Genomic DNA, 20,165 nt, shown 5'->3' with positions numbered 1-20,165 from the left:
TACAAGTCAGAAATGCAATCGGCTCAATGCGGGCCGCGCACAGGTTCAATCCCCGGTCTTTTCGCGTATCGGGTAATTGAACAAAAATCCCGCTCCACTCGATCAGGAATCCTTATATCCTGGCGGATTGGTCTCCGAGTGCGAGATTGCTTCGGCTTCAAGCCCCCACCGGGCGAGCGCCGCCTGATATTGCCCTCCCGCGATCAAACCATTGGTCGCCTCGGTCAGAGCATCAGCGAGTCCAGCGCCCTTGCGCGATGCAATCGCTACGTCGGCCCTGAGCGGCCAACCCGCATTGACGGTTCCGACGAGACGAATCTTTCCTTGCGTCGCCGCCGCATAGGCGAGCGGTGCGTGGGGATTGAAAATCGCATCGGCGCGATTGGACAACAATGCGAGCGAGGCCGTGTCCAGATCGTCGAAATACTGGAGCGAGGTTTCCTTGAGTCCCTGCGCTACGTTCTGCTTGTTCCATTCCAGCAGGATGCGCTCCTGGATCGTTCCCGAACCCGTGATGACGCGAAGCCCGGCGATATCCTTCGGCTCGCGAATTGACTGGATTGAGCTGGCCACCGGTACATAGAAGGCATGCAAACCGAGCCGATAGGTCGTGAAATCGAATTTCTGCTTGCGCTGCTCCGTCACGCCCACATTCGAGATCACCGCGTCGTACTTGCCGGAAGCGAGCCCCAACGGCCAATCCGGCCATGCGACAGGCACGAATACCAGTTTCAGGCCAAGCGCGTCAGCCACGAGCAGAGCGTAGTCGGGATCCGAACCGACAATCGAGCGCGCGTCGGTGGCATAGCTTGCAATCGGCGCAGCGAATGGCGCGACGGCAACCGTCAGCACGCCAGCCTCGACAAAACGGTATCCATTGCTCAAGCGTTGCACTGCCGCGGGATTCTTCCGGGCTCTCACCCGTCCGCGCTGTTCCGGGCTGAAGTCGAATGAGTGGGTATCGGCTAGCGCCCGTTGCACCGGCCAGAGAGTCGATGCGGCAGCAAGCGCCACAAGATTCGAGAGGAATTTTCTGCGTCGTGTCATAAGTTGGGCTCTTTGGATGGCAATGCATGCCAGGTGCGCTGACGCTCGGAATCAAAACAGGTAATGCGCGCACGTAACAGAAGCCACCGTTCGGGCAGATCTGCGAGGCGTAGATAATCAATCAATAGTGCTTAGCATATTAAGACCACGCAATCCGGCTAGATCCGTCATGAAACATGGGCTGCCGGAATAGTGCAGGAGCATCACTCTGGAGCAAACCAAGTATTTGGCAGATCGTTATACACACCTAATTCAATACCTAAGCCCGCGCGCATCCCAATGGCCACGTCCAATCAAGCGTCGCCGCTACCGCCATTAAATGAACAATATTTGATCCGCCACACCTCATCCGGCACCGGTTCGGCGAGATGGAACAGACAGTCAACTGATTGGCCAGCGATTGCATTGCACAGCGCAATACGTTGGGTTTAGGCACGACGAGCTTGACCGTTCTGCGCGCTGAATCCGTGGGACGGCCTCGCTTACCTGTCTTTCAGCTTTCAACCATCAAAACAAAGGGTTGGTAAGGAAGTTTGTCAACGAATCAAAACTTATTAACTTGTATCTAAAAAATTTTGATCCGCTAATCCGGGCCTGCTATGTTCCTTTCCGCTATTGGCTTCTACGACATGGGTCCGGGGCGCAGTTCGCGCACATCGTGCCATTACACGCGAGGGGAACGTAAACATGAAAAAACGAGCACTGGCGGTCGCCGCCAGACACCTGATCTGGACACATGTTGCGCTAGGTGCAACGCTGGCAGGACCGGTATTCGCACAGACCGCACAGACCGCACCGGCCACCGGCAGCGGGACCAACCCGGCTGCCGGTGCTGCGGCAGCGCCTGCGGCCGCTTCCGGCTCGTCGACCATCACCACCACCACCGACGAACACGGCACACAGGCGAAACTCAAGACGTTTGAAGTCACCGGCTCGCTGATCCGTCAGACGGACAAGACCGGCTTCAACGCGGTGCAGACCGTCACTCAGAAAGACATCACGCAGAGCGGCGAGACGACGGTCGCGGGTTACCTGCAATCGCTCTCGGCAAACTCGGCCAGCAGTTGGGGAGAAACCACACCGTTCAATCTCGCGCCGGGCGGCGCGGGTATCGCCCTGCGCGGCCTCAGCGAAAAGTACACGCTGGTGCTGATCGACGGGCAGCGGGCGGCGCCCTACGCGTTCGGATCGAACGGCACGGATACCTTCTTCGACATCGACACGATTCCGACCAACATGGTCGACCGCATCGAAGTGGTCAAGTCAGGCGGCGTGTCGCAGTACGGTTCGGACGCCATCGCCGGTGTCGTCAACATCATCACCAAGCACGATTACCAGGGTCTGCAACTGGACGGCAGCCTGGGCGGCGCAGCGCAAGGCGTGGATGGAACCGTCAAGTTCAATGTGCTGGGCGGTTTCGGCAACCTGGCCTCCGACGGCTATAACGTCACCGCGGCAGCAAGCTTCTATCGCGCGAGCGGCTTGACGCTCGGCGATCGCTCGACGACGGATGCGCTCGACTATTCGGCGCTGGGCGGCCCCAATGTCTCGCCGCTTTCGTATCTGGCGTCGCCGACCGGGGTGTTGCAGGCGCCCAAGAACTGCTTTGGCTCGGTCGGCTCGCCGAACCCTGCGAGCGAATTCGCCGGCGGCTCGACGGGCACGGTCTGCCAACCGCCCAACGCGGCTTCCGCGTATAGCCTGGCGCCGCAGGTCGATCGGTCGAACCTCAAGGTTCACGCGGACTTCAAGATCAACGATACGACCCAGGCATGGGTGGACGCGTGGGAAAGCTACGACACCACGCAACTCAGCAAGGGGTACGCCTATCTGGGCACGGCTGCGCCGGGTGTGACCGCGCCGACCGTCTATTCGCCTTCGGCGGGCTATGGCCTGTTCAACAACCAGACGAGCGACGGTTATACGGTCAACTACGCCTTCCCGAACCAGGTGGTGCAGAACACGGACTCGAACTTCTATCGCGTGTCGACCGGTGTGAAGGGCGAGATCGATACCAGCTCGATCGGTAACTGGAACTGGGAGGCTTCGGCGGGTCACTCGCAGAGCACGGTGACGAATACCGTCAGCAATCAGCTCAACGCAAACGTGCTGGGCACTTACCTGAGCGGCGTGACCGCCTCGACGTTCGACGGCAACACCCTGCAAAATCTGCCCGGCCTTTACGGCACGACCTCGCAGCTCGCGATTTCCAAGCTCGAAACGGTGGATGCGTCGATCTCGACGCCAAACCTGTTTCATTTGCCGACGGGTGACGTGGGCGCGGGCTTCGGTACGCAGTTCCAGCACCAGTCCGAATACGTCGGACCGGGTTCTTACAATTACCTGAACCCGTATCTGCAGTCGGTGGATGGCGAGCGCAACGTTGCCGCCGTGTTCTATCAGTTCGATATCCCGCTGCTGGATAACCTGAAGTTCAGCCAGTCCGGCCGCTACGACCACTATAGCGACGTGGGCGGCGCCTTCTCGCCCCGCTTCGCATTGCGTTACCAGCCCATCCAGGCGCTGACGGCTTATGCGAGCTACGACCGCGGCTTCCGCGCTCCGACGCTGATCGAGGCAGACCAGAAGGTCAATGCGGTGTTCCAGAGCGTCACGGTAAACGGTTCCAACTACAACGTGCCGGAGTTCATCACCGGCAACCCGAACCTGGCGCCGGAACGCACGAAGAACTACAACCTTGGCTTCGAACTGTCGCCGACGCGCAACACGGACGTGGGCCTGGATTGGTATCGAATCTCGGTTTCGAACGTGATCGGCACGCCGAACCCGACTAGCGAGGTGGCGGCGGACATCGCTCAAACGGGATCTGCGCCGGCCTTCATCACCGAGCAATTCGAGAACCTTGGCACGATGCGCACGGACGGATTCGAGGCGACCTTCCGCCAGGCGCTGCCGACGCAACTGGGCACGTTCACGCTGGCAGCCGATTGGGCGTGGGTGTGGCACTTCGATCTGGCCAATGGCCCGGGTCAACCGAGCGTGAACCTGGCCGGCAACAACCTTGGCATCGATACGGTGTTCGGTGCATCGTTCCCGCGCTGGAAGGGCAACACGAGCGTGAACTGGGTTTCGACAAACCGCAACTGGAACGCGACGCTCACGTGGCAATACACGGGGCCGTATGCGCAAGCGGCCGGAAGCCCTGGCTCAGTCGGTTCGTACAGCCAGTTCAATCTGTTTGCGTCTTACTCGGGCATCAAGCATTGGACGCTGTATGCCGGCATCAACAACATCTTCAACCACAAGCCGCCGTATGACGCGCTGTGGCCGTATGTTGACGGCAGCTTCTACGACTCGTCGCTTTACAGCGATCTCGGTGTCTACGCGCAGATCGGGGCAACGTATAAGTTTTGACGGATCGCTGGCCGGTTGAGGTTGGATCTGATAACCCGGCAAGAGAATGCGCGGCCCAGTGCGGCCGCGCAGCAAAGAACAACACCCGTACATCGTCTTCTGGCAAGCGGTCGCAACCTGTCGCTGCCGCGCGCCTCTTACGCGGATTTCCTCTCGCTATCGAAGCCGTCGCGAGCCGCGGTAACCGCATCGTGATTGTCCTCCGCCCACTGCAGCAGCACGTGTAGCGCTTCGAACATCGAATGGCCGAGGTCGGTCAGGCTGTATTCCACGCCTGGCGGTTTGGTCGGAAAGACCTCTCGATGCACATAGCCGTCGCGTTGCAACTCCTGAAGCGTCTGCGTGAGCATGCGCTGCGATATGTCAGGCACGAGCCGGCGAAGTTCTCCGAACCGGTAGGGTTGCTCGGCCAGTGCAGTCATCAGCAACGAACTCCACCTGCCGCTAATGACGTCAATGACGTCGCGCACGGGGCAATTCACGAACGCCCCGTATTTTGCCTTGGCCCCTTCAAGCTTCGCTCTGAGCGTACTCGTCGTCGCCGTGGTGGTTCCCATTTGGTAACTATCTCCTGAAAAACTGCCTTCTTTACGATTGCCCGCGAACGCCCGATTATCGAGGCGCTCTCGAATTGAGAGTAACACTCAAAATGGGGTTCGCGCATGAACGACAGTATTTTTGTGACCGGTGCTGCCGGTCAACTCGGGCAACTCGTCATCAAGCACCTGCTGGCACGCGGCGTAGCGCCCAGCCGCATCGTCGCCGGTACCCGCAGCCCTGAGAAGCTGGCCGGCCCCGCTGCGGCAGGCATCGAGGTGCGCAAGGCGGACTTCGAAGACTTACATGGCCTGACCGAGGCTTTCAACGGCGCCGGCACCGTCCTCATTATTTCTACGGATGCCTTGGACGGAACCGATACGCGCCTGCAGCAGCATCGCAATGCGGTCGCGGCGGCCGTCGCCGCGGACGTGAAGCGTCTCGCCTATACGTCTCAGCCCAATCCAGCCAGTTCGCTTTTGACCTTCGCGCCCGACCACCTGGGAACCGAGCAGGCCATCAAGGCCACCGGTCTGCCCTATGTGATTTTCCGGAACAGCTGGTATCACGAGAATCTGCTCCGGTCGCTTCCCAATGCGCTGAAGAGCGGACAGTGGCACTCCGCGGCCGAAGGCGGGAGAACGTCGTACGTTGGACGTGAGGACATTGCCGAAGCGATTGCCGCAGCGCTCACCACTTCAACATTGGAAAGCAGGACATATACCCTCACGGGTTCTGAGGCACTGTCTACCGAAGAAGTTGCCCGCCTCGCCAGTCAGGCGACAGGCCAGCCCATTTCCGTCGTTCACGTGACCGACGGACAACTCGCTACGGGGCTGAAGGCCGCCGGCGTTCCTGAGATATTCGTCTCTGTCCTGGTGTCGGCTGAAGCGGAGACGCGGGCGGGCAATCTCTCCATCGTCACGGACCATGTCGAGTCGCTTATCGGTCGCACTCCAAAACGTCTCGCCGAGTATCTCAAGGAAGCAAAGGCCGCTTTCGGAGCTTGAGAGCCTAAGGCGCGATGCGAGCCGCCCGGGCTGCACCGCGATGCAGTTCGCGTGGACAGCCTGAGCCCGCGACGACCCGTTCAGTCCAACTCAAAAAAATCTTTGAATATATCTGCGAAGTCAGATATATTCCGCATCAGAAACAGAGGAATCAGAGATGAATCATGAGTTCGACAACTTTCTTTGGCCGGGTCAGAGCATCGTCTTTGCGTTGAGCAAAGCCCGCCATCTGCTCACGGCGGAAATGGACGTGGCGCTTGCGGGCACAGGCGTCACCAGTTCGCAAGTCGGTACGCTGCTGCTCCTGTTGCAGGACATGACGCACACCTCGGCGGGCTTGTCCAGGCTGCTGCGCATCGATTCGGGATTCGTCACACGGACGGTGGATCGACTGGAGAAGCAGGGTCTCGTGCGCCGGACTCGCGACAGCGAGGACCGGCGAGTGGTCAGCCTGACGCTGACCGAAGCGGGACGGGACGCCGCCGCGCGGATCGCGGAGATTGCGCCGGAGATTTTGAACCAGCACTTGTCAGGCTTTACCCCGGCAGAATTCGCAAGCTTGTGCAGGCTCCTCGGCAAGTTGCTGGATGGGTAGGCCATTTTTTTTACCCATATAACTGACTTGTCAGATAAAAGGCGCCGGCTTCAGGACAGCCGGCCGTCACCCCCCTTAAAGGACGCAACATGAATCCGCCAAAAACCGCAAGCGCGCCTGCCCCATTGGTTGGCTGGCAGTTCGCACTGGGCACCTTCGCCGTGGCCCTCGCTACCTTCATGAATGTGCTGGACTCGTCGATCGCCAACGTCGCGATCCCGACGCTCTCCGGCGACCTTGGCGTGTCAGTCGATGAAGGCACGTGGGTCATCACGATGTTCTCCGCGGCCAACGCGGTGTCGATTCCGCTGACCGGCTGGCTCACGCAGCGGGTCGGGCAGGTCAAGCTTTTCGTGGCGGCGATCCTGCTGTTCGTGGTGTCGTCAGCGGCGTGTGGCCTGGCGCCGAACCTGCCCGTGCTGCTCCTCGCGCGTATCGTGCAGGGCGCGGTGGCGGGGCCGCTGGTGCCGCTGTCGCAATCGCTCCTGCTCGCTTCGTTTCCGCGGGAAAAAAGCTCGAGCGCGCTGTCGCTGTGGGCGATGACCGCAACGGTCGGGCCGATCGCCGGGCCGGCTCTCGGCGGCTGGATCACCGACAACTACAACTGGTCGTGGATCTTCTACATCAACGTGCCTGTCGGCCTCTTTGCCGCCGCAGTGATCTGGGCGCTCTACCGCAAGAGCGAAACGCCGGCGCGCAAGCTGCCGGTCGACAAGGTGGGGCTCCTCTCGCTGATCGTCTGGGTGGGTGCGCTGCAGGTCATGCTCGACAAGGGCAAGGATCTCGACTGGTTTAATTCGCCGACGATCTGGGCGCTGACGATCGTCGCGCTGATCGCGTTCCTGTTCTTCGTGATCTGGGAACTGACGGAGGCCAAACCGATCGTCGATTTGCGCCTCTTTGCAGGGCGTAACTTCCTCGGCGGCACGGCGGCGATATCGGTCGCATACGCGGTCTTCTTCGCCAACCTCGTGATCCTGCCGACGTGGATTCAGGAGTATCTGGGCTACCGGGCCGTCGATGCGGGGCTGGTGACCGCGCCGCTCGGCATCTTCGCCGTGCTCCTTGCGCCCGTGATGGGCAAGATCATGCCGAAGTCGGACACGCGGGTGCTGGCGACGCTCGCCTTCCTCGGCTTTGCGGGCGTGTTCCTGATGCGTTCGTGGTACACGACGGGCGTCGACTCCTACACGCTCATTCTGCCGACGCTGCTGCAGGGCATCCCGATGGCGCTGTTCTTTACGCCGCTCACGGCAATCATCCTGTCGGGCTTGCCGCAGGAGAAGATCCCGGCCGCCGCGGGGCTGTCGAACTTCGCGCGGATCTTCGCCGGCGCGGCGGGCACGTCGCTCCTGAGCACCATCTGGAACGACCGGACAATCCAGCACCATTCGCAGCTCGCCGAGCAGACCAGTTTGACGAACCCGAACTACGTGCACGCGCTCGCCAATATTCAGACGACGCTGCACGCGAGTCTCTTCAAAGCCCAGGCCTTTTTCGAAACGCAATTGAGCGCGCAGGCGTCGATGCTCGGCCTGAACGACGTGTTCTGGCTGTCGGCGGTGATCTTTGTGCTGATCATTCCACTCATCTGGATCACCAAGCCCAGCAAGGACGGCGCGGCGAACGCAGCGGGGGCCGGCGGTCACTGAGTAGCGCGCCGTCCGGACGGGAAGAAATCGCAGAAATTCTTCTTGACAATATCTGACTTTACAGTCATTGTAGAAGTCACTTGAATTGAGGATGCGCCATGAAGCACTACACGTCGGAAAGTTTTTCCCTGACGCACAGCGTCGGGTTCTTGCTGACCAAGGCTCGCAACCTGATCACGGCGGAAATGGACACGGCCCTCAAGGATCTCGACATCACCGGCCCGCAGATGGGCATTCTGCTCGGCATGCAGCGCGGTTTGGCCTCAACGCCGTTCGAGCTGTCGAAGATGTTGTCCGTCGACACGGGCCTGATGACGCGGATGCTGGACAAGCTGGAAACGAAGGGGTTGCTGGAACGCTCGCGCAGCGTGGACGATCGCCGGGTGGTAAACCTGGTGCTGACGAAGCAGGGCAAACAGATCGCGGCCGAGATTCCGAATATCGCACCGGAAGTGCTGAACGCGCGGTTGAAGAAGTTCACGAAGGCAGAGTTCGAAGAGCTGTGCCGTCTACTTAACAAGTTCATTGGAGAGTGAGCGCTGCGGCGCTCCCCCTTTTTTTAACCATTAATCTGACAGGTCAGAAAATGAAAGAGCAGATTACTCAACCCGGCAGCGGTGCCCGTGCGATAAAAGCGGGGCTGTCGGCGATCATGGCGGCGGTGCTCTCGGCATGCGTCAACTATGCGGGCATCCACAGCGACAAGCAGATGGCCCAACCGCAACAGTACGAGACGACGCAAAGCCTGCCGGCCGAAAGCGGTCACTGGCCGGCGGCCGACTGGGCCGACCAGTTCGGCGATGCGCAACTTAAGGCCTTGCTCGAGGAAGCGCTTAAGGGCAGCCCGACGATCGCGCAGGCGCGCGCCCGCCTCGCCGGGGCGCAAGCCTATGCGGACACCGCGAAGGCCAGCACGATGCCGCGCGTCGACGCCGAGTATTCGCTGCAACGCCAGCAGTTCAGCGGCACGGCGGAAGTGCCGCCGCCCTACGCGGGCACCTGGCAAACCCAGAACACCGGACTGCTGAGCGCCTCATACGATCTGGATCTGTGGGGCAAGAATCGCGAATCGATGAAGGTCGCCGTCTCCCAGGTAGAAGCAAGCGAGGCCGATGCGGAAGTCGTCAAGCTCACGCTCACCACCGCGATCGCCCGCACCTATAACCAGCTGGCGCGGCTTTACGTGCTGCACGATATTGCCCAGCAGGAAGTCGGCCGCCGCGAACAGATCGACCGCATCACGGCCGGCCGCATCGCAACCGGGCTGGATACCGAAGTCGAGCGCAAGACGGCCCAGGCGAATCTCGCGACCGCCCGCTCGGCGCTCGCCGGGCTTGACGGCAGCATCCTGACGACCCGCTACCAGTTAGCCGCGCTGATGGGTGAAGGTCCGGACCGCGGGCTCGCGATCACGCGGCCGGCGCTTGGTGTCGGCGACGAGGTGCGTCTGCCGGACAACCTGCCCGCCAACCTCGTGAGCCGCCGCCCGGATATCGTCGCGGCCCGCTGGCGCGTCGATGCGATCACGCACGAAGTGAAGGAAGCGAAGGCCGAGTTCTACCCGGACATCAACCTGAGCGCCGCAATCGGTCTGGACGCGTTCGGCTTCGGCCGCTTTCTGACGGCGGCGAGCCGCACGGCCAATGTAGGTCCGGCGATCAATCTGCCGATTTTCGACGCCGGTGCATTGCGTGCGCAATTGAAGGGCCGTTACGCCGATTTCGACGACGCGGTCGCGACCTACAACCAGACGTTGATCACCGCCTTGAGCAACGTGGCGACGCAACTTGCGCAGATCCGCTCGAGCGACGTGCAGCTTGGCGATGCGCAAACGGCGCAACAGGCCGCACGCGAGGCCGACGATCTGGCGATCACACAGTACAAGGGCGGCCTGACGAATCAGCTGACCGTGCTCAACGCCGACATGAACGCGCTGCAAGCCGATCAGGCCGTCGCCAACCTGCTGATGAACCGGCGCGACCAGCAGATCGCGCTCGCATCGGCGCTCGGCGGCGGCTACGTCGATACGTCATCCGAATCAATACACAGTGCGGCTGCAGCCGCGCCTTCCAACCCTGTCGTCGCCGCGCGTTGAACCGGCACGTTCGCAAACTCTCTGGAGAATTGACATGAGCGATACCACCACGACCGACCGCACGAGCGCGGACCCGGTGTCATCGAAAAGCAACGGGGCACACGCTGCTCCCGCCGGGACCTCGCCGAACGCGCCGCCGCCCGGCGCCTCAGGCAAGCGCAAGCTATGGCTTGCACTGCTGGGCATGGGCGTGGTGGCCGCGGGTGCCGCGTATGGTGCGTACTATTTCACGTATGCGCAATATCACGAGTCGACCGACGACGCGTACGTCAACGGCAATCTCGTGCAGCTCACGCCGCAGGTAACCGGCACGGTTAACGCAGTCGACACGGACGATACGCAGATCGTGAAAGTGGGCGACCCGGTTGTCACGCTGGACCCGGCCGATTCGAGGATCGCACTCCTGAACGCCGAGGCGGCGCTCGGCCAGGCCGTGCGCCAGGTGAGCACGCTCTACGTGAACAACGACTACTACGCAGCCAACGTCGCGCAGCGCGCGTCGGACCTGGCCCGAGCAGAGGACGATCTGAAGCGCCGCGTCGCGGTGCAGAACACCGGCGCGGTATCGGCGGAAGACGTCTCGCACGCCCACGACGCCGTGGCCGTCGCTCAGGCCGCGCTCGACGCCGCCCGCCAGCAGGCGCAATCGAACCATGCGCTGACCGACCGCACGTCGGTCGAAAACCATCCGGACGTGCAAGCCGCCGCCGCGAAGGTCCGCGACGCCTACCTCAACTACGCGCGCAATACGCTGCCGGCGCCGGTGACGGGCTACGTGGCGCAGCGCTCGGTGCAAGTGGGCGAGCGCGTCGCACCGGGCACGCCGCTGATGTCGATCGTGCCGCTCGACGGCGTGTGGATCGACGCAAACTTCAAGGAAGTGCAATTGCGGCGGATGCGCATCGGTCAGCCGGTCACGATGACGGCGGATATCTACGGTTCGAGCGTCAAGTACCACGGGCGGGTGATCGGTTTCTCGGCCGGCACGGGCAGCGCGTTCGCGACGCTGCCGGCACAGGACGCGACCGGCAACTGGATCAAGATCGTGCAGCGCCTGCCGGTGCGTATTGCCCTCGACCAGAAGGAGCTGGAGGCGCATCCGCTTCGTATCGGGCTGTCGATGGTGGTTGACGCCGACACGCGCGACGAGTCCGGCACGCAGCTCGGCGCTGCTGTGAACACGACCTATCACACGGATGTGTTTGCGCAGTACGGCGCGCAGGCCGATGCGGAGATCGCGAAGATCATCGGGCAGAACGAGATCGCGGCGCAGGCGAAGGTGGCGACGTCGGCGGCAGGGAAAGCGGTGATGCGGGATCCTGCGCGCGGTTAGGCGCCGATCACTCTGGTCGCCATGACAGCCAGGCGTCTGAGAACGCAGGCAGCTAAAGTCCCAATCCGCTAAGGAATGCATCGATCTGCCGCTCGAAACGAGGCCGGTCGTAGTCCACCAGCGCCATACGCCAGATGCCCTGCAGATAGGTGACAACAACTGATGCGGTAACGTGCGGATCCAGCGTTGCAGACAATCGACCCTCGTCTCGGTCCTGGCTCAACCGCTCGACGAGACAAGCGTGAAAACTTCCCAGGCCATCCTCGACAAGCTTGCGCAGCTCGGGCTCCGACAGCACCTCTTCGGAGGCCATCGCCGCCATCATGCAGAGCCTCGACGGCGTGGACGGATTGTCCAGGCAGTCGAGCACCGCACCGAACAGCGCGCGAATCCCCTGGCTAGCCGTCGGGGCGCTCATCAGAGCCTGCCCGCGCTTGCGCCCTTCCGTCTCTTCGTAGCGCCTCACGCATGCCAGATAAAGCTGCTTCTTGCTCTTGAGGGTGTTGTAAAAGGAGCCTTCGCCGATGTCCATGATCTTCAGCAGATCGCGCAGCGACGTGCCGGCATAGCCGCTCTTCCAGAACAGCCACGTCGCCCGCTCCAGAGCCCGATCGTAGTCGAATGCAATTGTTCGTGCCATGGCGCCATCATAGCTTATTTGTAGCAGTAGCTAAAAATTGCATTGACAGGCTGGGCGGGCGTGAGCGATATTTGTATCGACCGCTACAAACCAGCATGTGGCGAAACATCGAGGCGCGCCGAACATCAAGGCGGATGTGCCCTTCTCAACCCTGTGCCCGGCGATGTCAGCCGGTCATTCACCGTGTCAACGAATATAAGGAGTACGGCATGTCGGTCAAACAGGCCTCGGCGGAATACAAGGCAATGGTTCAGGAAAAGCTAGGCGAGAAGTTCAATATCATTGCCGGCGATATGGAGCGCGTCCGCGCATCCGGCGCGATCGACGGCGCGTTGAAGAGCGGACAATCCGCACCTGACTTCACGCTGCCCGACGCGTTCGGCAATCAGGTCTCGCTCAAGACTCTGCTGGCCAAGGGGCCGGTAGTGATCAGTTTCTATCGCGGCGAATGGTGTCCGTTCTGCAATCTCGAACTACGCGGCTTGCAAGAAGCACTGCCGAAGATCGAAGCGCTTGGCGCAAGCCTGATTGCCATCTCTCCGGAGAAGCCGGATCACAGCATCGTGGCAACCGAGAAGAGCAAGCTGACGTTTCCGGTGCTCAGCGATTTCGGCAACGCGGTGGCACGGCAGTTCGGCATCGTGTTCCGGGTTGGGGATGAGTTACAGGCATTTTCGAAGAACGTCTTCAAGAACGATATCGCGCTGCGTAACGGGGAGGATTCGTACGAACTTCCGGTTCCGGCAACCTATGTGATCGATGCGGCCGGCGTCATTCGCTTCACGCATGTCGACGTGGATTACATGACAGGTCGAGCGGAACCCGATGAGGTGGTCGCCGCGCTGGCAACCTTGAAATAAGCTCGACGGATCCTGAAAACGGATCCTGTCAATCCATCATCTTGTCTCGCGTATCGCGTGTAATGAGCCGCGTGCTGCGCCGGTAGGTGAGATACGCCCAGAGCCAATCGAGAATGACGATGGCCCGGTTCCGTCCGCCGACCAGAAAGGCGATATAAGCAGCGCCGGCTGAACGCAGTTTGACCTTCCAACGGTCCAACTCACCAGTCCAGCAGCCGTGGGCCCAGCGCCACGCCAGCAAGCGTGGGAATCAGCATGCCGAGGAGATACCAGACGGCCCAGAATGGCACGCCCATCTCGGGACAGTGGAAACAGTAAGCAACCGCTGCAGTCGCTCCCGCCAGCAGGCCGCCTGCGGCGCCGGCCAGCCTGGGACGCGTGGGTGCCAGACCTCGCATCGCCCAGAACACCGTGATGAACACGGGCACCGAAAGCAACGCGATATTACGCGGACATACGCGCCACGTACTGCCCATGACCAGCGGCAAACGCGCGTCGGAAGGGGTCAACCACAACAGGACGAGCGTCGCAATCCAGACGGCGAGCACTGGCGCAGCAAGCGCGGCCCACGCGCGGCCTACCGCCACGCCTGGCCGGGATAGCCGCGCCGTCGCCAGCAACGCAGCGAGTGTGAGGCACAGAGGCAGAGCCAGCTTGATCCAGAACAGCGGCATCTTCATCGCCGCGCCGATATCGGGGCGAACGCCATAAACGATTGCCATGAGCACCGTGGAACCGACACCGCCGCATAACATCGCCCGGCTGAATCGCTTTGCCGACACGTTATGATCGATAGCGGGCACCCCCGCGGCCAGCAGTGAAACAAGATCCTCTGTCTTCATGATGCGCCTTGAAACTTCAGTGCCAATGCTTTTAAACCGCGGTGCACGCCAACCTTGACCGCCGACTCCGACAGGCCGGTGAGCTTTGCGGTTTCAGTCACCGACAGCCCCTCCAGCTTCATGTGCAGAATCGGCAGACGCTGGCGATCGGGCAACTGTTCGAGCAGCTTGCTCAGATCACGCCGGGCCTCCGCCGGTTCGACATCGCAGGTGGCGAATATCTCGAGCTCGTCGTCCAGCGGCGTGTGCAAGGCTTCCCGGCGCGATCGGGCGCGAAAAAAGTCCGCCAGTTTGTAACCTGCGATCGCATGCACCCAGGCAGTCAACGGCTGGTCCTGACGATAGGTATGGCGCCCATTATGCACTGCCAGCAAAATCTCCTGAACCAGGTCCTCGATATCGTCTTGCAGATAAAAGAGACGCTTTCTCAGGAACCCGCGCAGATGCCCGGTCAGGTCGCCGAGAAATGCCTGATAAGCCGCTGCGTCCCCATCCAGACCACGCACGAATAGGGCCTTCAGCCGCTCTTCGACGGGACGCGCCGGTCCATCTTCGGTAGTTCGGTTCATTGCGGGTTCTGGTTACAGTTGGCACGAAATAAACTGCGTGAACAGCGTTGACGCGGGTAGTAGAGAAGTGCTTTTCCACACGCCATGATCTCCAGCGGGACGGTCGTTGATCGTTAAAACGGGCACTTTTCTTCCGTCCTTTAGTCGTGGCTCGCCGCCAAACATGACACGAGGTATAACCGGAATCGTTCCGCCTTCCCGGTTTTCCACTAACAACAGATGCTGCTCAAGAGGTTCCTCAGTTTTTTCTCATCGGGCTGTCATATCGCCTTCCCCGCTGCGACTAATGCATGAACGATCCTCACCAGGAGTCAACTCATGCTATCCCGTCTGCTTGCGTCCATTTCACTGCTTGTGGCCCTCCCGGTTGCTGCGGCAATGCCCCGACCGGTGGTTGTCGAACTGTTTACGTCCGAAGGCTGTTCATCCTGTCCGCCGGCTGACGCCTATCTGTCGGAGTTAAGTCAGCAGCGAAGCGACATTCTCCCTTTGGCTTTTCATGTCACCTACTGGAACAGCCTCGGATGGAAGGATCCTTTTTCCCTCGATATCGCCACCCAACGTCAGGCTGAATACGGGCGACGCTTCGGCGACGGCTCCTACACGCCCGAAATGGTCGTCGACGGAACAACGGCCTTCGTGGGTTCAGACCGCTCGTCCGCCGAGGTCGCGATTCAGAAAGCGAAGGACGCGGATTCAACGTCCGCGCCGTTGTCCGCGGTGCGCAAGGGCAACGCCATTACTGTTTCTGTCGGCGCCGGCTCCGGAAGCGCGCGCGTGATTCTGGTTGGTTACGACGCGCAGCACATGACCGCCGTCGGGCGTGGTGAAAACGGAGGGCGAACGCTGAAGGAGTCCAACATCGTTCGCTCGTTCCAACAGATTGGGCAATGGACCGGCGAACCGGCTGTGTTCGACCCGCAGTTACCTGCCGGCGAGAAGTCCGCGGTATTGCTCGAGGCGCCGGACGGACACATTGTCGGCGCTGCCCGCGTGACAGATGCGCCTTAGCGTGCTCTCGCCCCGTCTCGGACAGACGCATTGTAAAAGTCCTATGTGCTTACCATCTCTTCGGGAGAAGCAAGCGATGTCGCGCGTCACACGCATCAGTACCTTCTTTGCCGTTGTCGCAACACTTGTTCTTGCTCCATCGTTCGCGTCTCATGCGGCGTCGTCCAACTGGTCCGGCGATCAGCGGGCCAGTGTGCGCATCATCACAGCAACCAACGGCGTACAAGGCAGCACGCTTCAGATAGGTGTCGAGTTCCGGTATCCGAACGGGTGGCATGGTTACTGGCGCACCCCTGGCGATGCCGGCATCGCGCCGATTTTCGACTGGTCTCGGTCCCGCAATGTCGCATCGGCATCCGTGTCCTGGCCGGCGCCGTCCCGCCTCGTTATCTCGGGTCTGCAAAACAGTGTCTATACAGGCGATTTGATTCTGCCAGTGAGCCTTAAGCTAGACCATCCGCTCGAGGCGACCCGCATTGCGCTGACTCTCGACTATGCGAGTTGCGCGAATGTCTGCGTGCCCGAACATGCGGAGGTGACGCTCACGTTGCCGCCGGGCACGGACGAACCATCAAGTGAAGCAGCGGAGATCGTCGCAGCGGCGCAAAGGGTGCCGCAGACGCCCACAGAGGCCGGCATCGGCGTGGTGCATAACACGCTGGAGCAAACCTCCGGCGGCCGGCGCCTGAAGGTCGATCTGCTTAGCGAGGGTACCCCGTTTCGGTCGCCCGACCTGTTCGTCGAAGGAGCCGAGGCCGGTCTGCCCGCAGCGCCGCAGGTACACCTTTCAAACCACGGGCACCGGGCTGCACTGGAAGTCGAACTGCCACCTGCCGGTGCAGCGAAAGACCCGCTGCGCCTGACCGTGGTGGACGGATCCAGAGCGGCCGAGTTCATGGCCGCACCCGTCATCGCCACGGGAGGCGACGATCGCGGCATCGTCGTTATTCTGGCCTTGGCGCTTCTTGGCGGCCTGATTCTGAACTTCATGCCATGCGTGTTGCCCGTTCTTTCAATCAAGGTTTTCTCGGTAGCGAAAGCCGCAGGCACCGAACGCAAAACGGCAAGGCGGGTGGCGCTCGCGACGGCACTTGGGATTGTCACGTCATTCGGATTGCTTGCGGCCGTGCTGTCGGTGCTCAAACTCGCGGGTGCGTCACTTGGTTGGGGCATACAGTTCCAGCAACCATGGTTCCTCGCAGGCATGGCGGTCTTCACAACGCTGTTCGCGGCAAGCTTCTTTGACTGGCTCCCGATCGGTCTTCCGCCAATCCTTTCCGGAGGTGCAAGCGGCGCAACGAGTCGGGGGCCGATTGTCGAGGCGTTCGTCGGCGGCATGCTTTCCACGCTTCTGGCGACACCGTGCTCGGCTCCGCTCGTCGGTACGGTGGTCGGCTTTGCGTTGGCACGTAGCCCGCTCGAGATTACCGCGGTGCTTCTCGCACTTGGGGTAGGAATGGCACTCCCGTTCCTGACGTTGGCGCTCGCTCCGTTGCTCGCGACGTGGCTTCCGCGCCCCGGCCAATGGATGATCCAGTTGCGCAAAATCATGGGCCTAATGCTGCTCACGACTTCGGTCTGGCTGATCGTGTCGCTGTGGAATATCGCGGGTATGGCAGTCGCGTCACTCGTCGGCATCGTGCTGATTGCCATTCTCGCCGTACGGGCCGTCGTTACCCGATTGGGAAGCCTGCGGACCCACCGATGGTCAGGCGCGACGACTGCGCTCCTTGCGTGCAGTGCCATTGCAATGGCCTCGCTTACCCCTTCCGGAGCAGCAGATCGCAGCGCTCCACCCTCCGAATGGCAAGCGTTCGATCCAAATGCAATCAGCCCGCTGGTCGCCAGCGGCAAGACTGTGCTCGTCGACGTAACGGCAAGCTGGTGTCTCACCTGTAAGATCAATGAGCTGTCTGTTCTGGACACGGCTGCCGTGCGCACTCGGCTCAGACAGGACAATATCGTGCGCATGCGAGCCGACTGGAGCCGGTATAACCCCGGAGTCCTCGCCTACATTCAGGATTTCGGTCGCTTTGGCATTCCGCTCGACGTCGTATATGGGCCTCGCATGCCACAGGGGCAATTGCTGCCGGAGGTCTTGCAAACTTCGACGCTCTTCCGTGCGCTCGACAATGCCAGCCTCCCGCAAACGGCGAAGAGCCATTCATCCGCCGGTTGAAATGGCGCAATTTCTTCAGAAGCTATTCAGACTTACGACCAACTGAAGGTAAGGGCTCGTTGAGATAGGGGGTGTAAGCCGCCACATGCTTCGAGTGGGCGCCTCGACTCAGGAAAGTCTTCTCCATGTTCTTCGTACATGGTCTGCCCTCGTTCGTGTAACCCGAAGCACTTTTTGGACGAATTTAAAGGGCGAGGTCGAACCGGCACAACACGTCTACCGCATAAAACAAAATGGACAATCCGTCGTGTGTAGCGGCTTCACTTGACGTTGGGCTCCAGAAGCGCCAGCGCTGGCCGTACAACTCCCTCCAGCAGCGCACGCTCCGGTCTTACCCGGGCAAGCACCCGTATGCCCAGGTGTACGCCCAGCAGCAACCGGGCAAGATCATCAGCAGGCTGTGCAGTCGAAATCTCGCCAGCCTGCTGACCAGCGCGCACACAACGCAGGAAAAACGCTTCGACCGCGATCAGTACGTTTGCGATCATCGCCTGAAAATCGGCGTCGTGTGGTGCAACCTCAAGCGCCGAATTCACCAGCAGGCATCCCTTACGGTCCCTGTCGCAGACCGACCGCTCGACAATCTCGCGGAAGAATGCCTTGATGGCGTCCAACGGTGGGAGGCTTCGCTCAAATCTCGATACCCGGTCACCAAAGCTTCTTTCAATGTAATGTGCCAGCGCTCGTTCAAACAGCGACCGTTTGTCCCCGAACGCGTTGAACAGGCTTGCCCCCGTAATTCCCATACCCTGCGCGAGATCCCGGACGGACGTAGCTGTATAGCCATAGATCCAAAACTGGTGGGCGGCTGCATCAAGGACCGCATTTTCATCAAATTCCCGTGGTCGAGCCATGTTAACTCCTGCCATCGAGTAACGTTTTGCCGGTCGGCATTGCAACGTCACACACGTTACGATATTCTAAATCAATTGATCTAAAATGACCTGAGGCGATAGCAAACCTCCCCTGGGGTGCTACGAAAGCCATGACGCACGCATCAGGCGGTCTGAACGCCACGCACAGTACATCATGATCGACTTCTATTTTCACCCTACGCCCCACCCTGCAAAGCTTGCCCTGATGCTTGCCGGCATAAAAGCCGTGCTTGACGCAGCGGTTCGGGACCACTCTGCTCTTTGACCCGGGAGTCAGAACCGTGTATTCCGCAGAGCAGCGTCTGAAAACATTGTTTGTCGCGGGCCTCGCGGGCAACGCATCCGAATATCGCTCGTTCCTGTCCGAACTGACGCGTCACCTGCGAGGCTATCTTCGCAAGCGGATTCCACAACTCCACGACGACGTCGAGGATCTCGTTCAGGACATCCTGCTTGCCGTGCACAATGCACGTCATACATACCGCCCAGATGAACCTCTCACCGCGTGGGTCCACGCGATCGCGCGTTATAAGCTGATGGATTTCTTCAGGACACGTGCGCGACGCGAGTCGTTGCACGAACCGCTTGACGAGCACGACGACATTTTCGCCGAATCCGACGACGAGCCGGCAGATGCCCGTCGTGATGTCGGGAAACTACTTGGTCATCTGCCCGACAAACAGAGGCTCTCGATCCTGCACGTCAAGTTGCAGGGACTTTCGGTTGCCGAAGCCGCCCAGTTGACAGGGCTATCGGAGTCGGCCGTCAAGGTCAGTATCCATAGGGGACTCAAGGCTCTGGCCGCACACGTGCGGAGAATCGCATGAGAACAGATGATCTTGTCGGGTTGCTCTCGACCGGCATAACACCTGTAAGAAGAGGCGCTGCAGCCCGTCGGTTCGGCATCTCACTGCCTATCGCCGCTCTTGGCGCAACGGCGTTGATGGCTACAGTGTTTGGCCTTCGCCCCGATCTGGATGCCGTCGTCAAAACCCCGATCTTCTGGGAGAAGCTCGCGTTCCCGCTATGCCTCGCGATCGGTGCCCTGCTTGCGACCGTTCGGCTGGCGCGCCCCGGCGCCAAGGTTGGAGCCGGATGGCCCGTCATGACGACACCGGTGCTAGTCGTCTGGATCGCTGCAATTATGATTGTCGTCACCGCGGCACCCAAAGACCGCCTGCCTGCAATACTCGGGCACTCGTGGCGGTCATGTCCGTTCAATATTCTTCTGCTCGCCGTTCCAGGTTTCATCGCCATATTCTGGGCCGTCAAAGGTTTGGCGCCCACGAGTCTCCGGCTTGCCGGTGCTGCCTCCGGGCTGCTCGCGAGTTCGATCGCCACAGTCGCGTACTGCTTTCATTGCCCTGAGATGAGTCCGGCATTCTGGAGCGTCTGGTATATGGCTGGCATGTTGCTCCCAGCCGCGCTCGGGGCGGTGCTTGGTCACAAATTCCTTCGCTGGTGAGCAACGCTCCGAGACTATGCAGTGGTGTCCCTGATCAAATGGCTGATGTCGACCACCACAGGCAAAAAAAGAAAGCTCCC

Annotated in this window: 19 protein-coding genes; 12 read left to right on the top strand and 7 right to left on the bottom strand. The window is 60.8% G+C overall.

Features of this window, described 5'->3' with window-relative positions; translation table 11 throughout:
* Window positions 1-102: 102 nt before the first annotated feature.
* Entirely contained in the window at window positions 103-1,047 is a 945-nt protein-coding gene (locus P3T42_RS19405; RefSeq protein ID WP_429306955.1) for an ABC transporter substrate-binding protein, read from the bottom strand.
* Window positions 1,048-1,734: 687 nt separating this feature from the next.
* Between P3T42_RS19405 and P3T42_RS19400 the strand changes: the two genes are divergently transcribed.
* A complete protein-coding gene (locus P3T42_RS19400; RefSeq protein WP_429306954.1) occupies window positions 1,735-4,422 on the top strand; it encodes a TonB-dependent receptor in 2,688 nt (895 codons plus the stop codon).
* A 137-nt stretch (window positions 4,423-4,559) separates the two neighbouring features.
* On the opposite strand, the gene P3T42_RS19395 is transcribed toward P3T42_RS19400, so the two are convergent.
* Window positions 4,560-4,979: a winged helix-turn-helix transcriptional regulator gene (locus P3T42_RS19395; RefSeq protein WP_074296055.1), complete on the bottom strand. Its 420-nt coding sequence runs from the start codon at window positions 4,977-4,979 to the stop codon at window positions 4,560-4,562.
* Window positions 4,980-5,084: 105 nt separating this feature from the next.
* On the opposite strand from P3T42_RS19395, the gene P3T42_RS19390 reads away from it, so the two are divergent.
* The 6 genes from P3T42_RS19390 (at window position 5,085) to P3T42_RS19365 (ending at window position 11,644) form a co-directional block, all read left to right on the top strand.
* Entirely contained in the window at window positions 5,085-5,969 is an 885-nt protein-coding gene (locus P3T42_RS19390) for an NAD(P)H-binding protein (RefSeq protein WP_429306953.1), read from the top strand.
* A gap of 157 nt (window positions 5,970-6,126) precedes the next feature.
* Window positions 6,127-6,564, top strand: a complete 438-nt coding sequence (locus tag P3T42_RS19385; RefSeq protein ID WP_429306952.1) for a MarR family winged helix-turn-helix transcriptional regulator — start codon at window positions 6,127-6,129, stop codon at window positions 6,562-6,564.
* Window positions 6,565-6,653: 89 nt separating this feature from the next.
* Window positions 6,654-8,216: a DHA2 family efflux MFS transporter permease subunit gene (locus P3T42_RS19380; protein WP_429306951.1), complete on the top strand. Its 1,563-nt coding sequence runs from the start codon at window positions 6,654-6,656 to the stop codon at window positions 8,214-8,216.
* 98 nt (window positions 8,217-8,314) lie between these two features.
* Entirely contained in the window at window positions 8,315-8,752 is a 438-nt protein-coding gene (locus tag P3T42_RS19375; protein WP_429306950.1) for a MarR family winged helix-turn-helix transcriptional regulator, read from the top strand.
* 50 nt (window positions 8,753-8,802) lie between these two features.
* The gene (locus tag P3T42_RS19370; RefSeq protein WP_429306949.1) at window positions 8,803-10,311 is read left to right on the top strand and encodes an efflux transporter outer membrane subunit; all 1,509 of its coding nucleotides are present in this window, start codon (window positions 8,803-8,805) and stop codon (window positions 10,309-10,311) included.
* A 34-nt stretch (window positions 10,312-10,345) separates the two neighbouring features.
* Window positions 10,346-11,644 carry an HlyD family efflux transporter periplasmic adaptor subunit gene (locus tag P3T42_RS19365; RefSeq protein ID WP_429306948.1) on the top strand — a complete coding sequence of 433 codons (1,299 nt, stop codon included), beginning with the start codon at window positions 10,346-10,348 and terminating at the stop codon, window positions 11,642-11,644.
* A 52-nt stretch (window positions 11,645-11,696) separates the two neighbouring features.
* Here P3T42_RS19365 and P3T42_RS19360 read toward each other — a convergent pair whose 3' ends face one another.
* Complete coding sequence (locus P3T42_RS19360; RefSeq protein ID WP_074296062.1) at window positions 11,697-12,284, bottom strand: TetR/AcrR family transcriptional regulator; 588 nt, start codon at window positions 12,282-12,284, stop codon at window positions 11,697-11,699.
* Between the two features lie 95 nt (window positions 12,285-12,379).
* Between P3T42_RS19360 and P3T42_RS19355 the strand changes: the two genes are divergently transcribed.
* A complete protein-coding gene (locus P3T42_RS19355) occupies window positions 12,380-13,144 on the top strand; it encodes a peroxiredoxin-like family protein (RefSeq protein ID WP_429306947.1) in 765 nt (254 codons plus the stop codon).
* Window positions 13,145-13,172: 28 nt separating this feature from the next.
* Here the strand turns inward: P3T42_RS19355 and P3T42_RS19350 are convergent, their stop codons facing one another.
* Genes P3T42_RS19350 through P3T42_RS19340 form a run of 3 tightly spaced genes read right to left on the bottom strand, consistent with a single transcriptional unit; the run spans window position 13,173 to window position 14,555 of the window.
* Window positions 13,173-13,343 (bottom strand): hypothetical protein, encoded by a 171-nt coding sequence (locus P3T42_RS19350; RefSeq protein ID WP_429306946.1) that lies wholly within the window; start codon window positions 13,341-13,343, stop codon window positions 13,173-13,175.
* Between the two features lies 1 nt (window position 13,344).
* A complete protein-coding gene (locus P3T42_RS19345; protein ID WP_429306945.1) occupies window positions 13,345-13,986 on the bottom strand; it encodes a DUF1109 domain-containing protein in 642 nt (213 codons plus the stop codon).
* Entirely contained in the window at window positions 13,983-14,555 is a 573-nt protein-coding gene (locus P3T42_RS19340) for a sigma-70 family RNA polymerase sigma factor (protein ID WP_429306944.1), read from the bottom strand. The genes P3T42_RS19345 and P3T42_RS19340 overlap by 4 nt, the downstream gene beginning before the upstream one ends.
* Window positions 14,556-14,873: 318 nt before the next feature.
* Here P3T42_RS19340 and P3T42_RS19335 point away from each other — a divergent pair, with 318 nt between their 5' ends.
* Together P3T42_RS19335 and P3T42_RS19330 are read left to right on the top strand one after the other, a co-directional pair.
* Window positions 14,874-15,566, top strand: coding sequence for a DUF1223 domain-containing protein (locus P3T42_RS19335; protein WP_074296065.1), 693 nt, complete (start codon window positions 14,874-14,876; stop codon window positions 15,564-15,566).
* A 76-nt stretch (window positions 15,567-15,642) separates the two neighbouring features.
* Window positions 15,643-17,745, top strand: coding sequence for a protein-disulfide reductase DsbD family protein (locus P3T42_RS19330; protein ID WP_429306943.1), 2,103 nt, complete (start codon window positions 15,643-15,645; stop codon window positions 17,743-17,745).
* 260 nt (window positions 17,746-18,005) lie between these two features.
* On the opposite strand, the gene P3T42_RS19325 is transcribed toward P3T42_RS19330, so the two are convergent.
* Window positions 18,006-18,599 carry a TetR/AcrR family transcriptional regulator gene (locus tag P3T42_RS19325; protein WP_429306942.1) on the bottom strand — a complete coding sequence of 198 codons (594 nt, stop codon included), beginning with the start codon at window positions 18,597-18,599 and terminating at the stop codon, window positions 18,006-18,008.
* Window positions 18,600-18,901: 302 nt separating this feature from the next.
* Between P3T42_RS19325 and P3T42_RS19320 the strand changes: the two genes are divergently transcribed.
* Together P3T42_RS19320 and P3T42_RS19315 are read left to right on the top strand one after the other, a co-directional pair.
* Window positions 18,902-19,447 (top strand): sigma-70 family RNA polymerase sigma factor, encoded by a 546-nt coding sequence (locus P3T42_RS19320; protein ID WP_180727729.1) that lies wholly within the window; start codon window positions 18,902-18,904, stop codon window positions 19,445-19,447.
* Complete coding sequence (locus P3T42_RS19315) at window positions 19,444-20,085, top strand: DUF1109 domain-containing protein (RefSeq protein ID WP_429306941.1); 642 nt, start codon at window positions 19,444-19,446, stop codon at window positions 20,083-20,085. Before P3T42_RS19320 ends, P3T42_RS19315 begins: the two co-directional genes overlap by 4 nt.
* The last annotated feature ends 80 nt before the right edge of the window (window positions 20,086-20,165 follow it).

This window comes from Paraburkholderia sp. GAS38 (genome assembly GCF_050434965.1).
GTDB classification, from domain to species: Bacteria; Pseudomonadota; Gammaproteobacteria; order Burkholderiales; family Burkholderiaceae; genus Paraburkholderia; species Paraburkholderia phenazinium_A.
Note: the sequence above shows the minus strand (reverse complement) of the source record. Positions and strands in the feature narration are given on the sequence as shown.

Coding starts and splice junctions, on each gene's coding strand:
- P3T42_RS19405 (WP_429306955.1), bottom strand. CDS start 1,047: ATGACACGACGCAGAAAATTCCTCTCGAATCTTGTGGCGCTTGCTGCC.
- P3T42_RS19400 (WP_429306954.1), top strand. CDS start 1,735: ATGAAAAAACGAGCACTGGCGGTCGCCGCCAGACACCTGATCTGGACA.
- P3T42_RS19395 (WP_074296055.1), bottom strand. CDS start 4,979: ATGGGAACCACCACGGCGACGACGAGTACGCTCAGAGCGAAGCTTGAA.
- P3T42_RS19390 (WP_429306953.1), top strand. CDS start 5,085: ATGAACGACAGTATTTTTGTGACCGGTGCTGCCGGTCAACTCGGGCAA.
- P3T42_RS19385 (WP_429306952.1), top strand. CDS start 6,127: ATGAATCATGAGTTCGACAACTTTCTTTGGCCGGGTCAGAGCATCGTC.
- P3T42_RS19380 (WP_429306951.1), top strand. CDS start 6,654: ATGAATCCGCCAAAAACCGCAAGCGCGCCTGCCCCATTGGTTGGCTGG.
- P3T42_RS19375 (WP_429306950.1), top strand. CDS start 8,315: ATGAAGCACTACACGTCGGAAAGTTTTTCCCTGACGCACAGCGTCGGG.
- P3T42_RS19370 (WP_429306949.1), top strand. CDS start 8,803: ATGAAAGAGCAGATTACTCAACCCGGCAGCGGTGCCCGTGCGATAAAA.
- P3T42_RS19365 (WP_429306948.1), top strand. CDS start 10,346: ATGAGCGATACCACCACGACCGACCGCACGAGCGCGGACCCGGTGTCA.
- P3T42_RS19360 (WP_074296062.1), bottom strand. CDS start 12,284: ATGGCACGAACAATTGCATTCGACTACGATCGGGCTCTGGAGCGGGCG.
- P3T42_RS19355 (WP_429306947.1), top strand. CDS start 12,380: ATGTGGCGAAACATCGAGGCGCGCCGAACATCAAGGCGGATGTGCCCT.
- P3T42_RS19345 (WP_429306945.1), bottom strand. CDS start 13,986: ATGAAGACAGAGGATCTTGTTTCACTGCTGGCCGCGGGGGTGCCCGCT.
- P3T42_RS19340 (WP_429306944.1), bottom strand. CDS start 14,555: ATGAACCGAACTACCGAAGATGGACCGGCGCGTCCCGTCGAAGAGCGG.
- P3T42_RS19335 (WP_074296065.1), top strand. CDS start 14,874: ATGCTATCCCGTCTGCTTGCGTCCATTTCACTGCTTGTGGCCCTCCCG.
- P3T42_RS19330 (WP_429306943.1), top strand. CDS start 15,643: ATGTCGCGCGTCACACGCATCAGTACCTTCTTTGCCGTTGTCGCAACA.
- P3T42_RS19325 (WP_429306942.1), bottom strand. CDS start 18,599: ATGGCTCGACCACGGGAATTTGATGAAAATGCGGTCCTTGATGCAGCC.
- P3T42_RS19315 (WP_429306941.1), top strand. CDS start 19,444: ATGAGAACAGATGATCTTGTCGGGTTGCTCTCGACCGGCATAACACCT.